The organism is Fibrella arboris, assembly GCF_041321095.1.
In the GTDB taxonomy this organism is placed as follows: domain Bacteria; phylum Bacteroidota; class Bacteroidia; order Cytophagales; family Spirosomataceae; genus Fibrella; species Fibrella arboris.
The window spans coordinates 298,361-312,212 of record NZ_JBGGWE010000006.1; the positions used below are offsets into that span (position 1 = coordinate 298,361).

At 51.1% G+C, this 13,852-nt stretch carries 12 protein-coding genes; 5 read left to right on the forward strand and 7 right to left on the reverse strand.

What is annotated here, in order from left to right:
* The first annotated feature begins 13 nt into the window (after positions 1–13).
* Positions 14–601: a low affinity iron permease family protein gene (locus ACAW75_RS13320; protein WP_370729220.1), complete on the forward strand. Its 588-nt coding sequence runs from the start codon at positions 14–16 to the stop codon at positions 599–601.
* A gap of 3 nt (positions 602–604) precedes the next feature.
* Here ACAW75_RS13320 and ACAW75_RS13325 read toward each other — a convergent pair whose 3' ends face one another.
* Both ACAW75_RS13325 and ACAW75_RS13330 read right to left on the reverse strand, forming a co-directional pair.
* Positions 605–799 (reverse strand): hypothetical protein, encoded by a 195-nt coding sequence (locus ACAW75_RS13325; RefSeq protein ID WP_207330295.1) that lies wholly within the window; start codon positions 797–799, stop codon positions 605–607.
* Between the two features lie 128 nt (positions 800–927).
* Positions 928–1,377, reverse strand: coding sequence for a cold-shock protein (locus ACAW75_RS13330; protein WP_370729221.1), 450 nt, complete (start codon positions 1,375–1,377; stop codon positions 928–930).
* Between the two features lie 400 nt (positions 1,378–1,777).
* Between ACAW75_RS13330 and ACAW75_RS13335 the strand changes: the two genes are divergently transcribed.
* Positions 1,778–2,614 (forward strand): endonuclease/exonuclease/phosphatase family protein, encoded by an 837-nt coding sequence (locus ACAW75_RS13335; protein ID WP_370729222.1) that lies wholly within the window; start codon positions 1,778–1,780, stop codon positions 2,612–2,614.
* A 438-nt stretch (positions 2,615–3,052) separates the two neighbouring features.
* Here the strand turns inward: ACAW75_RS13335 and ACAW75_RS13340 are convergent, their stop codons facing one another.
* Together ACAW75_RS13340 and ACAW75_RS13345 are read right to left on the reverse strand one after the other, a co-directional pair.
* Complete coding sequence (locus ACAW75_RS13340) at positions 3,053–3,238, reverse strand: hypothetical protein (protein WP_370729223.1); 186 nt, start codon at positions 3,236–3,238, stop codon at positions 3,053–3,055.
* A 420-nt stretch (positions 3,239–3,658) separates the two neighbouring features.
* Positions 3,659–6,127: a ribonucleoside-diphosphate reductase subunit alpha gene (locus ACAW75_RS13345; RefSeq protein WP_370729224.1), complete on the reverse strand. Its 2,469-nt coding sequence runs from the start codon at positions 6,125–6,127 to the stop codon at positions 3,659–3,661.
* A 594-nt stretch (positions 6,128–6,721) separates the two neighbouring features.
* Here ACAW75_RS13345 and ACAW75_RS13350 point away from each other — a divergent pair.
* The 3 genes from ACAW75_RS13350 (at position 6,722) to ACAW75_RS13360 (ending at position 8,686) form a co-directional block, all read left to right on the forward strand.
* Complete coding sequence (locus ACAW75_RS13350; RefSeq protein ID WP_370729225.1) at positions 6,722–6,964, forward strand: type B 50S ribosomal protein L31; 243 nt, start codon at positions 6,722–6,724, stop codon at positions 6,962–6,964.
* Positions 6,965–7,155: 191 nt separating this feature from the next.
* On the forward strand, positions 7,156–7,896 hold the full coding sequence (locus ACAW75_RS13355; RefSeq protein WP_370729226.1) for an FkbM family methyltransferase: 741 nt from the start codon (positions 7,156–7,158) through the stop codon (positions 7,894–7,896).
* 46 nt (positions 7,897–7,942) lie between these two features.
* The gene (locus tag ACAW75_RS13360; RefSeq protein ID WP_370729227.1) at positions 7,943–8,686 is read left to right on the forward strand and encodes a hypothetical protein; all 744 of its coding nucleotides are present in this window, start codon (positions 7,943–7,945) and stop codon (positions 8,684–8,686) included.
* A gap of 79 nt (positions 8,687–8,765) precedes the next feature.
* Here ACAW75_RS13360 and ACAW75_RS13365 read toward each other — a convergent pair whose 3' ends face one another.
* From ACAW75_RS13365 to ACAW75_RS13375, 3 genes are all read right to left on the reverse strand, one after another.
* Positions 8,766–11,465, reverse strand: a complete 2,700-nt coding sequence (locus tag ACAW75_RS13365) for a valine--tRNA ligase (RefSeq protein WP_370729228.1) — start codon at positions 11,463–11,465, stop codon at positions 8,766–8,768.
* A gap of 215 nt (positions 11,466–11,680) precedes the next feature.
* Positions 11,681–12,265 carry a YceI family protein gene (locus ACAW75_RS13370; protein ID WP_370729229.1) on the reverse strand — a complete coding sequence of 195 codons (585 nt, stop codon included), beginning with the start codon at positions 12,263–12,265 and terminating at the stop codon, positions 11,681–11,683.
* Between the two features lie 157 nt (positions 12,266–12,422).
* Positions 12,423–13,706 carry a peroxiredoxin family protein gene (locus ACAW75_RS13375; RefSeq protein WP_370729230.1) on the reverse strand — a complete coding sequence of 428 codons (1,284 nt, stop codon included), beginning with the start codon at positions 13,704–13,706 and terminating at the stop codon, positions 12,423–12,425.
* Between the last annotated feature and the right edge of the window lie 146 nt (positions 13,707–13,852).

Here is a 13,852-nt window from a genome sequence, read left to right on the forward strand (position 1 = left end):
ACAATCGTATATAATGGCTATTCCCACAGCACACATGGACCAGGAAAAACCTTCTCCGAATAGTTTGGCCGAACGGTTCGACCGTTTTTCGCTTTACATAACCCGCATTACTGGTAGTTCAACGGCTTTTCTGCTGGCTTTTGCCACTGTTCTGGTCTGGGCAGCCACGGGTCCGCTTTTCCATTATTCTGAAACCTGGCAGCTGGTTATCAATACAGGTACCACGATCATCACGTTCTTGATGGTGTTCGTGATCCAGAAAGCGCAGAATAAAGAATCGCTGGCTGTGCAACTAAAGCTGAATGAACTGATTGCCGCCACAAAAGGGGCCAGCAACCGGCTTGTTTCTGTAGAAGAACTCTCGGAGCAGGAATTACAGGTGCTTTGCGAGCATTATCATACCATGGCAGAGCTGACCCGCCACGCCAGTGACCTGCGCAAGACCCACTCGGTGGAAGAGGCCATTCGCGATGCCCAGTACAAACTGAGCGAAGAAGAGGAAGAAGATGGCAAACGGGCTGTTGCCGTGGCAAAAAAACACAGGGCATCCACAGACGGTAAAAAGCCTGCAAATGCCCCGAAAAGTAACGTACCTGACTAGCGGTTATGAAGCTGAGCTGTTTCGCTTCCGCTTGACCGATGTGCGGGCGGCAACTTCGGCCTGAAATTTGATCTTCAATTGACGATCAAGTTCCTTATCCCGTGGAACGTAGATGCTGGTCTTCCCGTCCGAGAATTTGAGCATCCAGTAGACGTTGTCGGTAGTAGGCGGAATGGATGTATAAACTGGCTTGCTCATGATTCGTATGATAAAAATGAATATGGGTGACTGTGCGGTCACCCTGTCTGATTAGTCAACGTATTTTTGCGCGAATCTTGTCGACCGGGCGCATGCGGTCTGTTGCCGGGCAACTCGAAAGAACTAGTTTACGCTACTTGTTTTCTAACCTCAACCGCATTCGGACCTTTAGGCGTCTTCGTGATTTCGAAGGTCACTTTATCCTGTTCGGTGATTGCATCGACAAGGCCGTTCATGTGCACGAAAATGCTTTCCTGGCTTTGCTGATCCCGAATAAAACCATATCCTTTCGATGAATTGAAGAAGGTAACCACGCCCTTCCGGACTAAATCTTCGGGGGCTGCATCTTCCTGTTTAGACACGCCAATCTGGATGTCTGCCTGGTCGATCACCCGCCGCTTTTTATTGGGGTCGGGCGGCGTCGAGGTAATGTTGCCATTCTCGTCAACGTAAGCCATCATGTCATCAAGGCCAAGACCTTTCTGAGCACTGGCTTTGCGCTCTTCCCGCTTTTCTTCTTTATCCTTTCTCTTTTTCTGTCTTGCTTTTTCTTTTTCTTTCTTGCTAAATGTCTCCATTCATGATTGGTATTAAGTGAGAGAACCCGCGCGCATGCGCCAGGATTGGTTTCCAGAATGGTAAGCAAACGCCTGAACGGGCTACCAATCCGTGCGGGTATAGTATAACCCACCGTATAGGCAACTGTAAACCACACAAATAAGTTGTACTTTTTAAATATTATTCGCCCTTTTTGGCCCACTTAGTATGAAATAGGTTTGAAACTATGTTTTCAGCCCTATTTTATGCCCCCACTTATCAAACCAGGCTTAGCTGGTTATCTACCCTATATTGCCTCAGACAGAAGTGGCACTCTATCAGATAGGGCAACCGTAACACCAGCCGCCCCTGGCTCTTTCAGATGCACAACGTACCTGGCTCTATTGATTAACTCAGGCCGCCTTTTTCCTTTGCCATAGTATGAGACTACTTCTAGTACTAGGCAGCCTTTTCTGGATGCACATAGCGGTTGCCCAGCAGAAAGACCCAATCACCGTTGCCTCATACAACCTCCGTTACAACAACCCCGGCGATGGCGTCAATGCCTGGCCTAACCGGAAAGAGATGGTAAAAGCGCTGGTGAGGTACCACGATTTTGATCTGTTTGGCGTGCAGGAAGCCTTACGGGGCCAGCTTGTCGATCTGGCTGAGATGAACGAATTCGCCTTTTTGGGTAAAGGCCGCGATGATGGGAAAGAAGCTGGTGAACACTCCGCCATTTTCTACAGGAAAGATCGGTTCGACGTGCTCAATGCCGGTGACTTCTGGCTGAGCCAGACACCCGACGTACCTGGAAAAGGCTGGGACGCCACCTGCTGCAACCGAATCTGCTCATGGGCGAAATTCAACGACAAAACCACGAAAAAGACGTTTTACTTCTTCAGCGTCCATTTCGACCATCAGGGCGTGGTTGCCCGCCGCGAATCGGGGAAACTGATGGTGCAGAAGATAAAGGAAATCGCCGGCAACGACTTGACCATCTGCGTCGGCGACCTGAACTCAACCCCTGAGACAGAGCAGGTAAAGACGATTCAAACGCTCCTGAACGATTCGTATCAGGTGACCGTCCTGCCACCCTACGGCCCCGTGGGTACGTTCAACGGTTTTAAATTCGATGCTCCACTAAACGACCGCATCGATTACGTGTTTGTCAGCAAACCCATCAAGGTCCTCTCCTACGCTGTGCTCACCGACGCCAAAGACCAGCGCTACCCCTCCGATCACCAGCCCGTTGTAGTGAAGGTGGTGATGAAGTAAAAGTCTCACGTATCATACGTCTTCCATACGTACCCAGCCATAGCCGACTGGGTCGAAGCGTTATAAGTGGGCCAACACAGCACATCGAAATGCTATTTCATCACCAACCCGTTGCGGTGAAGTTAGTGATGAAGTAGCTGGGTCGAATTTCTGATAAACGATTATAAAGAGAATGCCCACCCAGTTTTAGAGCTAGGTGGGCATTCTCTTTATAATCGTTAAATAAGTGACGTATTGACTGTCCCTAGCGCTTGAAAGGCCTGGGAATGGATAGATCCTTGGGCAATCCGTACTGGCGAATCTGCTCCTTAGCCAGTTCATTCGTCTCCGGAAAAAGAACACGGCCTCCAAAAAGGCGACCTGATTCAGGGTTTTCCGTTATTACAACATCCTTTAAACTGACCGATTTCTGTTCTGCTGAGGCTTTCATATAGCATTTTAGGGATGAAGAGGCTCTGACTTGTCCTGTTGAGCAAGTCGTTCACTTACATCTCGTTTGAACTGCTCAAGCTGTGTGCGTATACTGGCATTCTTGACGAGCAAACTATCAGCCTTATTAATCCCTTCTTCAAGAATAGCTTCTGCCCGCTTGGCCAAATCGTCTATCACCTGTTGATTATCCATCTTCGTTAGTCAGTCTGCTTAATAAATCAATCATGAACCGGCAGTGATTAATATTCAAATCGTGGCTATCGATTTCCTCTGCCAATATTTTCTGTTTACTCTTGAGTTGGCTCAAGAGTGATTTTACCCTGTCTAACGCTGGGTTATTGTATTCGTTCAATTCGAGCGCAACCTGAATTATTTTTCGAGCTTCCTAAAGCGACAACTCGACTGTGGGTAAATCGCCTACAGCGCTTAATTGGGCATTTTCAATATAATTTAACCAATTTTCGTAATACGCCTTATCCTTATCCACAAATAGATATCAGATTTTAGATTTATGTCTTTTTATACTGTGTAATTAATTCTCTTTTTCACGAACACTCCCGGCCATGTCAGACACAACCGGGAGTGATAAGTAACTGATATTCAACCTTAAAATCAACTTCCACAGGCTTCGCAGGCGTCTGGATTATCCAGTGAGCAGATCATGGCGGCGTAGGCTTGTTCGGCTTCGCTGACCTGCTGTGGATTCTGGGCGGCGTGCTCTTTGGCGTACCCTACGTAGTCGAGTGGTACCTCAACAGGGGCAGTTTCGGCAATGGCGGGGGCCAGTTGTGGCTCGGCCTGCGGCTGTACTACGGTGAACTTCACGGCATCGGTGGCGGCTTTGGTGCGCAGGTAATACATACCCGTTTTCAGACCCGCTTTCCAGGCGTAGAAGTGCATCGACGTCAGTTTACCGAAGTTCACATCCTGAATGTGGATGTTCAGCGATTGCGACTGACAGATATACGCGCCCCGGTCGGCCGCCATGTCGATGATGTGCTTCTGCTTGATCTCCCAAACCGTTTTGTACAGATCTTTCAGGTTCTGCGGAATGTTCGGGATGTCCTGCACCGATCCATTGGCAATGATCAGGTTATTCTTCATCGCATCATTCCATAGACCCAGCTTCACCAGATCGCGCAGCAGGTGCTTGTTCACCACCACAAATTCGCCCGACAGTACGCGGCGGGTATAGATGTTGCTCGTGTACGGCTCGAAACACTCGTTGTTACCCAGAATCTGGCTGGTCGATGCCGTTGGCATGGGTGCCAGCAGCAACGAGTTCCGTACACCGTGCTCCATTACGTCGGTGCGTAGTGCATTCCAGTCCCAGCGACCAGACTTTGGCGTTACGCCCCACATATCGAACTGGAATTGACCTTGCGAGATCGGTGAGCCTTTCCAGGTTTCGTACGGGCCATGCTGCTTGGCCAGTTCGAGCGAGGCAGTCATGGCGGCATAATAGATCGTCTCGAAAATATCTTCGTTCAACCGCCGCGCCTCGTCCGATTCGAACGGCATACGAAGCATGATAAACGCATCGGCCAGACCCTGTACACCCAATCCGATTGGCCGGTGACGCATGTTCGAGCGACGGGCTTCCTCAACGGGGTAGTAGTTCAGGTCGATGATCTTGTTCAGGTTGCGGGTGGCTGTGCGCGTTACTTCGTACAGCTTCTGGTGATCGAAGCGCAACACGCCATCGTCGCCCTTCAGAATGAACTTTGGCAGGGCAATGCTGGCCAGGTTACACACCGCCACTTCATCGGGCGAGGTGTATTCCATGATCTCGGTGCAAAGGTTACTCGATTTGATGGTACCGAGGTTTTTCTGGTTCGACTTCCGGTTGGCAGCGTCCTTATACAACATGTATGGCGTTCCCGTTTCCGTCTGGCTTTCCAGCACTTCGAACCACAGATCCTGCGCTTTTACCGTGCGGCGGGCGCGCCCTTCGCGCTCGTAGCGGGTGTACAGCGCCTCGAACTCATCGCCGTAGGCATCAGACAGACCAGGGCACTCGTGCGGGCAGAACAGCGACCACGAGTCGTTGTCTTCTACCCGCTTCATGAACAGATCGGGTGTCCAGAGGGCGTAGAACAGGTCGCGGGCGCGGTTTTCTTCCTTACCGTGGTTCTTCTTCAGTTGCAGAAAGTCGAAGATGTCGGCATGCCAGGGCTCCAGGTAAATGGCGAATGAGCCTTTGCGCTTACCCCCGCCCTGATCAACGTACCTGGCGGTGTCGTTGAATACGCGCAGCATGGGCACGATACCATTCGAGGTGCCGTTGGTACCTTTGATATACGTACCTGTTGCCCGCACGTTGTGGATGCTCAGGCCAATACCACCCGCCGACTGCGAGATTTTGGCCGTTTGTTTCAGCGTGTCGTAGATGCCTTCAATGCTGTCGTCTTTCATCGTCAGCAGGAAACAGCTACTCATTTGCGGCTTCGGCGTACCGGCATTGAAGAGCGTTGGCGTTGCGTGGGTGAACCACTTTTCGCTCAACAGGTTGTAGGTCTCAATGGCCGCGTCAATGTCATCCATGTGGATACCAACCGCCACGCGCATCAGCATATGCTGCGGACGCTCGGCAATCCGGCCTTCCATTTTCAGGAGGTATGACTTTTCGAGCGTTTTGTAGCCGAAATAGTCATAACCGTAATCCCGGTCATAAATAACCGTTGAGTCAAGGATAGCCGCGTTCTCCCGAACTACGTCATATACTTCTTTCGAGATCAGCGACGCATTTTCTCCCGTTTTAGGATCAATGTAATTGTACAGCCGCTTGATGGTGCCCGAGAATGATTTATTCGTTTCCTTGTGCAGATTGGAGATCGCAATGCGAGCCGCCAGAATGGCATAATCAGGGTGCCGGGTCGTCAACGACGCGGCCGTTTCAGCGGCCAGGTTGTCGAGTTCGGTGGTTTTCACGCCGTCGTATAGCCCGTTGACCACCTTCATGGCTACTTCAACGGGTTGTACGTAGGCCGGGTCAAGGCCGTAGCACAGTTTTTCGATACGGGCGGTGATCTTGTCAAATTTGACCGACTCCCGGTGGCCATCTCGCTTAATTACATACATGGTGCTTGTAGGGGTTAGATACGCGTTTTACCGTGATTTTACGATTAACAGGGCTGTGGAACGATCAGTAAAAACCGTTCCGCAACGAGTCAGTCTATTATGATACAATGTGTTGACAATTAGACAAATACAGAAACATAGAGCAGCCAAACCGAGTAGTAAGCCACTGTTAAAGGTAACCCCAAACCGGTCGAAAAATTCGCTTCGCCAAGAAGTCCTTTGAAAAATGAAACTTGACGAACTGCCAGACCAATCCGTTGATGACTGATCGTAAACGACTTACAGTACTCTACTAAGTAGCGGATCTAAAAAAGGTACTACTCTGAAAAAGTATGCAGCATTTCTGTTACAAAAACTACTGCGTATATAGAATTGGTATTTAAAATGAAGAAAGCTTTCCTGTGAGGCTGATCAAAATAGCCGATTTACCATCGAAAATCCCAGTGCCCGCGCCTCTTTTAGGTCATTAATATTAGGGTGCGGTTAATTCTGCAATTCGTTGTCAGAAAGTGTTGTGTGTCAGCGAAAAAGCCTTTATTTTTGCAATCCTTTTCGGACGGAAACCGAATTTTGGCAGATAATCAGATAGATACAATGAAAAAGGGCATTCACCCAGAGTACCGCGATGTGGTATTCCACGACATGTCGGCCGATTACAAATTTGTAACGCGCTCAACTGTTCAGACAAAAGACACAATGGAGTTTGAAGGTCAAACGTACCCACTGGTGAAAATCGAAGTTAGCTCACAGTCGCACCCTTTCTACACGGGTAAGAACGTACTGCTCGATACCGCTGGTCGTATTGATAAATTCCGTAAGAAGTACGGCAACAAATAAGCATTTACGATTTACGTCAAAGCCCCGGTTTGCTGTAGCAGGCCGGGGCTTTAGTGTTCATAAACCAACCTATAGCCAGTTGACTGGAAGTTGCCACGCCAGCACTGGCCGTACAGTAATAAGCAAGGTTAAAAAGCCGCACTTCGCTCTGCCAGCACACTAGAAGTGGCGTTTCTACGTTGCCAGCCGGTATGGCATCACGATTAAAAGGATTGCTTAAAACATTTGGATGGCTCGATGCCCTCCGTATGTATACGGCTATCAAGACGCATCAAAACGAACGGCTTTCATCGGGTCGGTACAGTACAACATTCCATTTACGTCCGCACACGTCCGATCTATATACATTCGATCAGGTATTCATTCAGGATCAATACAAGCTCCCCTATCCGTTCGATCCCAAGACGATTGTTGATGCAGGCGCCAATATCGGGTTATCAGCTGTCTACTTTGCGCACCGATTTCCAGATGCACAGCTTGTAGCTATCGAGCCCGATAAGGCTAATTTTGCACAACTTCAGCGTAATTGTGCCAATTATCCGCAAATAGAGGCTCGTTGTGCTGGCGTATGGTCAACTGACGGTTATTTGAAAATCAGCAATACAGAGGCAACCAGCAACTCATTTCAGGTGGTCGTAACAACGCCGGATGATGCAACCGCCCTACCGGCGGTTTGCCTGCCAACACTTATGCAACAGCGTAACTGGCCAATTATAGACCTGCTGAAAATCGATATTGAGGGATCAGAAAAAGAGCTATTCTCTACAAACTATGACATCTGGCTTCCTCGCGTGAGGATGCTATTGGTGGAGGTACACGACCAGATGCAGATGGGCAGTTCAGCAGCGGTCTTCAGAGCGACAAGCCAATTCAATTTCAGCTTCGACATGAAGCATGAGAACCTGATTTTCATCAATCAGGATCTATTATAAGCATATCGAATTTCAAGTTTGTATAGCTTCAATAAACAAGTATTGTATGCCACGGTCTGCTGTAGTTTCCATTCCTTTGCCCTGTACCGAATCGTGGGAGCAGATGACCAGTGTGACTGGCGGGCGACACTGTGCAGCCTGCCAGAAAACAGTGCAGGATTTTTCGGCCTTTTCAGACCGGGAACTGGCCAACTGGCTGGCAACGTATACGGGCGAGGCGGCCTGTGGCCGGTTCCGTACCGATCAGTTAGAGCGGTCGATTCAGCCAGTTCAGGTACGTTCAGAACAAGCTGGCTATATGGCCTGGGTACGTTGGGCGATGGCACTCGTATTGGGCTGGCAAACGGCGCGGGCACAGCCAGCACCGTCAAAGCCGACGAGTTTACCAACGGCTGCCTCACCAATACAGCCTAGAAACACAGTTACCTTGTCTGATCCTGTGCTCTTCTGTATAACAGGGCGCATCGTCAATGAAGACAGCATACCTTACAATCAGGCAATCGTTGGACCTGAGGGCGGCGGACGTTTTGTGACTACCAACGAGCAGGGGGAGTTCAACCTGCCGATTTATGCGTCTGACCACGTTCAGGACACGATTCGCCTCCGCCTTATCGGGGACGGTAGTAGGATGACCATTAAGGTAGCTGCTAAGCAGCCGAAGGAACCGCTCTCCATTACGATGTATGCCACCTTTGAACAACGTACCATCGTTGGCGGTGGCTTTACTGTCGTTCAGCAGGAAACGCCCAAACGGCGTTCTTTCTGGCAATTTTTAACTGGGAAACGCTAGAATCAAGCGTATACTTTTCCATAAAAAATGCCCAGCTAGTTCTGGCTGGACATTTTTCGTGGAAAAGAGGTGTCTCAAATTACCTGTTCAAAAACGCCTGCAACGACGCGATTTTCGATTCGGCGTCGGTGGCTTTCTGGCGTTCGCGTTCTACAACGTCGGCTTTGGCATTGGCGACAAACCGCTCGTTTGCGAGTTTCTTCATTACTGAATCGCGGAAACCGATCAGGTAATCCAGCTCCTGTTGCGCCTTTTCTTTCTCCTGCTCTTCGTCGAGCTGATCGGCCAGATCAATAAAGAATTCGTCGCCTTTGATCAGGAACGAAGTCGCATTCTCTGGCCGGGCTGCGTTCAGCTTCTCCGACACGTAGTCAATCGCAGGTACGTTCGCCATTTTCTGAATCAGCCCTTCCAGCACTTTAAACCGATCGGGTGTAGTGGTCCGAATCGACAGCGGCAATTCTACCTTCGGCGCAATTTGCTTGGCGTTGCGAATATTCCGAATGCTGGTCACGATCTCGAACAGCGTATCAAAATCAGCCAGTATACCCGTATCGATCGAGGCGGCTTTCGGGAAGGTAGCCGTACACAGGCTTTCACCAGGCTGACGGTCGCGAATATCCTGCCAGATTTCTTCGGTGATGAACGGCATGAACGGGTGCGTCAGGGCCATCAGCCGCTCGAAGAAGTTGATCGTAGCCAGGTACGTTGCCTCGTCGATAATACCGCTATAATTCCCGTCGGCGTCTTTTTCGGTGTATTCCGTCGGCTTGATCAGTTCGAGGTATTGCGAACAGAAATCGTCCCAGATCAGCTTGTAGATGCTCTGAAGTGCATCCGAAATACGGAATTTGCTGAAATGACCTTCAATCTCAACCAGCGTTTGGTTCAGTTTAGCTTCGAACCATTGGATGGGCAATTGCTGACGCGCGTGTAGAGCCGCAAGATTTTGCGGCTCTACACGCGTCAGCAATGCGCCTGCGTCAGCCACCGTCCAGCCTTTCACCAGTCTAAACGCGTTCCAGATTTTGTTGCAGAAGTTACGGCCCTGTTCGCAGAGTTTTTCGTCGAACAGCAGGTCGTTCCCGGCGGCGGCGCTGAAGAGCATACCCGTCCGAACGCCATCGGCGCCGAACTGGTCGATCAGTACGAGCGGGTCGGGTGAGTTGCCGAGTTGCTTCGACATTTTGCGGCCCTGCTTGTCGCGGACCATCCCCGTGAAATACACGTTTTTGAACGGCCGTTCGCCCCGGAACTCGAAGCCCGCCATCGCCATCCGGGCAACCCAGAAGAAGATAATATCGAAGCCCGTAACGAGGTCGTTGGTGGGGTAGTAGTAACTGATCTCGTCGTTGTCGGGGTGGCGGATGCCGTCGAATACCGAAATGGGCCACAGCCACGACGAGAACCAGGTATCCAGCACATCGTCGTCCTGGGTGAGGTCAGCTTCGGTCATGGCGAAGAGCAGTTTCTCGTGCTGCACTTTCCGAAGCGCCTCGCGCTTGTTTTTGGCCACAATGACGGTGCCATCCTGCATGTAGAACGCCGGAATGCGCTGCCCCCACCATAACTGGCGACTGATACACCAGTCGTGAGGCTGCTCCATCCACGAGCGGTACATGTTCTTGTACTTAGGCGGTACCAGCGCAATGTCGTCGGTCATGACTGCATTCAGCGCCGGTTTGGCGATATCCTGCATTTTCAGGAACCACTGCAACGACAGCTTCGGCTCAATGACGGCGTTGGTCCGTTCCGAGAAGCCCACGTTCGACTTGTACTCCTCTACTTTTTCCAGATTGCCCGACTCTTCCAGCCTCTTCAGAATCGCCTTCCGGGCCGCAAACCGATCCATACCGACCAGGATCTGCGCCTTCTCGTTCAGCGTGCCATCGTCGTTGAGCAGGTCAATAACAGGCAGGTTGTGCTTGATACCCAGTTCGTAGTCGTTCGGGTCGTGGGCGGGCGTCACTTTCAGGCACCCCGTTCCGAAGTCGATCGTTACGTAATCGTCCGTAATGATCGGAATCTCCCGGCCAATCAGCGGAATACGTGCCTTTTTACCATGCAGGTGGGCATACCGTTCGTCGGTTGGGTTTACGGCGATGGCGGCATCAGCCATGATCGTTTCGGGCCGAACGGTGGCAATGATAACGTGGTCGTCGCTGCCTACGATTTCGTACTTGATGTAGCAGAGTTTCTGCTGCACCTCTTTTGTGATTACTTCCTCATCCGATACGGCGGTTTTGCCCTGCGGATCCCAGTTTACCATACGAACACCCCGGTAGATCTGGCCTTTATTATAGAGGTCAACAAACACGTCGATCACCGATTCGTACAGGGCGGGATCCATTGTGAAGCGGGTACGGTCCCAATCGCAGGAGGCGCCGAGTTTGCGGAGCTGTTGCAGGATGATGCCACCGTACTTCTCCTTCCACTCCCAGGCGTAGGCCAGAAACTCGTCGCGGCTCAGGTCTTTTTTATCAATGCCCCGTTCCTTCAGCATATTCACCACTTTGGCTTCGGTGGCAATACTGGCGTGGTCGGTGCCCGGCACCCAGCAGGCATTTTTTCCTTCCATCCGGGCTTTGCGAATCAGCACGTCCTGAATGGTATTGTTGAGCATATGGCCCATGTGCAGCACGCCCGTTACGTTGGGCGGCGGAATCACGATGGTATACGGCTCACGCTCGTCGGGCGTAGAGGTAAATAGCTTATTATCAAGCCAATACTGGTACCATTTGGCTTCAATATCGGTGGGTGAATATGTCTTTGCAATCATGCCGTCTGATGGGGCCGGGGCCACGTTAAGGCCGCAAAAATACGAATTTTATACGGGTACGTGGGCAACACGATAGTACGCGGATTAAATGGATTGAACAGATTGACGTGTGCCATCGTGTTGTCCGCGTACTTATCACCGCCACCAACAAAAAAGCCGACACGTTGAAACGCGTCGGCCTTGATGTATAAGGACGTACCTGGATTGACCAGCTACTACTGAGCAGCCTGCTTGGCGAATTCACCGGCGGCTTTCAGTTCTACTTCTTCACTAACGGTAGTACCGCCGGGCGATCCTACGCCGAAATCAGTCCGTTTGATGGTGCCGTTCAGTTTCAGGCCTACTTTCTCCTGCTCTTTGCCGCCCATCCCTTTCATTTTAACGGGACCCGTTACAAACGCGTCCAGCGTAACGGGCTTCGTTACACCGTGCATGGTCAGGTCGCCCGTCAGTTTATATTTTTTACCTTCCACTTTCTTGAACGAAGTGCTCTTGAACGTCAGGGTTGGAAATTTGGCGGCATCGAAGAAATCAGGGCTTTTCAGATGCCCATCGCGGCGCTCGCTGTCGGTATTGATTGAGTTAACATCGGCAGTCAGTTCGATAACGGCGTCTGACAGATCCTCTTTCGATGAGGTGATCTTGGCATCGAACGTTTTGAAGTTGCCGTCAACTTCCGACAGCAGCAGGTGAGTAACCGAGAAGCCAACCCGAGAGTGACCTTTGTCAACATTCCAGGTTTGCGCATTGGCAGCCGACAGGGTCAGCAGGGCTGCTACGGGGATGAGTAGAAATTTCATGCGATTAAAAGAAGTTAGATTCTTAAACAAAAGACGGATTACTTTCTGACAGAAAAAAATATGTGTCGATACACAAGTTCCTTGTGTCGACGTACGCACTTGTTTCGTCCACGGTGAGCACGCAGTTGTGTGGCCGTAACCGGCGAAGCTTAAGCAATTATTCGGCCAGAAGTTTATCGATCAACCGGTTAAATTCACCTACGTACTGATCATAATAAACGCCCGTACCCGGTCCCGAAAAACCAGTGTGAATGTGGCGTACTGTTCCCTTTTTATCGATGAAGATCGTTGTCGGAAACGCCACCACGCTGCTCAGGGCTGGTAATGACTTCGCCGCTTCGATTTTGTTATTGGTTCCGGCCAGCAATACGGGATACTGGATCTGGAATCGTTCGCTCATCCGTTTCAGCTTTGGTCCCGACTCAGCCAGATCGGCCGTTTTCTCGAACGCCAACCCCGCCACTTCAACGCCACGCGCTTTGTTTTTGACATACCAGGGGGCCAAAAATTTGGTCTCATCCATGCAATTCGGGCACCACGACCCCATAATCTGCACCACCGTTACCTTGCCTTTAAACTGCGGATCGGTCAGCGACACCGTCTTTCCCGAAGCATCCGGGAAGGCAAACGTGAATTTCTGACCGGGTTTCAGGTACGTTAGTTTGGCTGGATCAGGCAACGAAGCCTTGGGATCGAGGCGGGCCGTCCAGGTTTCGCGATAAGTTGGGCCGGAATGGAAAACACCGGTTAGGGTCTGGTTCGGGCCTTCTTTCGCGCCTCCACGCCGGGCGTCTCCACGCCGGGCTTTAAACAAAAATGCATGGCCGCCATCGAAGCAGGAGAGCAGCAGGCTGTCGCCGAAGGCATTACCAGCCAGGTACCGGTAATCGCCGGTGGGGGTCAGGAACGTACCTGTCACCTCATTGCCCTTCTGCGCAAATACACCTACAGCAACGGTGGTATCGCCCGGCGCACCATCGTTGCCTGCGGCCCGGAACACCGTTTGCCATTTACCCGACAGGTCGCCCGACGGAGCTACGCCCGCAGGTACGTTGAAGCGGCTGGCTTCACCAAAGCGGGCGCTGAAGGGTACGAGCTGAAACTGATCGTTCACGCGCCGCTTGCGCCACGTACCGGTTAGCCTGTCACCGTCTACTTTCGCCACCAGTTCCGACTCGAACAGCCCCATCGGCATGTGCAGGGTATCGCCTTGCAGCGTTGCCTCGTCCATAGGCAAGCGTTCGGCTCCGTTGATGGCGAAAACCGTGTACTTGCCCGCCTTTGCGGCTGGTTTGATGTCAAGGCCAAAGGGGAGCTGGCCACCGCTGGTTTCCAGGGCAGCCCGCCATATGCCCGTTTTCACCGTTGTGGCCGACTGGCCATTCGCCAGGAAGGGTAAACCAAGTAAGGTCGTAAGGAGGTAAGTCAGTCGATTCTTCATGCGATGATAGCGTATACGCCATGCTCCGTTTTTCAACAGGGGCAACAGTAAAAGGGGGCATTCCCGTTCAAAAACAAAATAGGGTCATTTATTAAACCATCCGTTACTTACTTGATCTCAGCCAGATAATCAACGCGCTACAGTCT

Excerpts from the sequence above, each read along its gene's own strand:
- ACAW75_RS13320 (WP_370729220.1), top strand. The coding sequence starts at position 14 with ATGGCTATTCCCACAGCACACATGGACCAGGAAAAACCTTCTCCGAAT.
- ACAW75_RS13325 (WP_207330295.1), bottom strand. The coding sequence starts at position 799 with ATGAGCAAGCCAGTTTATACATCCATTCCGCCTACTACCGACAACGTC.
- ACAW75_RS13330 (WP_370729221.1), bottom strand. The coding sequence starts at position 1,377 with ATGGAGACATTTAGCAAGAAAGAAAAAGAAAAAGCAAGACAGAAAAAG.
- ACAW75_RS13335 (WP_370729222.1), top strand. The coding sequence starts at position 1,778 with ATGAGACTACTTCTAGTACTAGGCAGCCTTTTCTGGATGCACATAGCG.
- ACAW75_RS13340 (WP_370729223.1), bottom strand. The coding sequence starts at position 3,238 with ATGGATAATCAACAGGTGATAGACGATTTGGCCAAGCGGGCAGAAGCT.
- ACAW75_RS13345 (WP_370729224.1), bottom strand. The coding sequence starts at position 6,127 with ATGTATGTAATTAAGCGAGATGGCCACCGGGAGTCGGTCAAATTTGAC.
- ACAW75_RS13350 (WP_370729225.1), top strand. The coding sequence starts at position 6,722 with ATGAAAAAGGGCATTCACCCAGAGTACCGCGATGTGGTATTCCACGAC.
- ACAW75_RS13355 (WP_370729226.1), top strand. The coding sequence starts at position 7,156 with ATGGCATCACGATTAAAAGGATTGCTTAAAACATTTGGATGGCTCGAT.
- ACAW75_RS13360 (WP_370729227.1), top strand. The coding sequence starts at position 7,943 with ATGCCACGGTCTGCTGTAGTTTCCATTCCTTTGCCCTGTACCGAATCG.
- ACAW75_RS13365 (WP_370729228.1), bottom strand. The coding sequence starts at position 11,465 with ATGATTGCAAAGACATATTCACCCACCGATATTGAAGCCAAATGGTAC.
- ACAW75_RS13370 (WP_370729229.1), bottom strand. The coding sequence starts at position 12,265 with ATGAAATTTCTACTCATCCCCGTAGCAGCCCTGCTGACCCTGTCGGCT.
- ACAW75_RS13375 (WP_370729230.1), bottom strand. The coding sequence starts at position 13,706 with ATGAAGAATCGACTGACTTACCTCCTTACGACCTTACTTGGTTTACCC.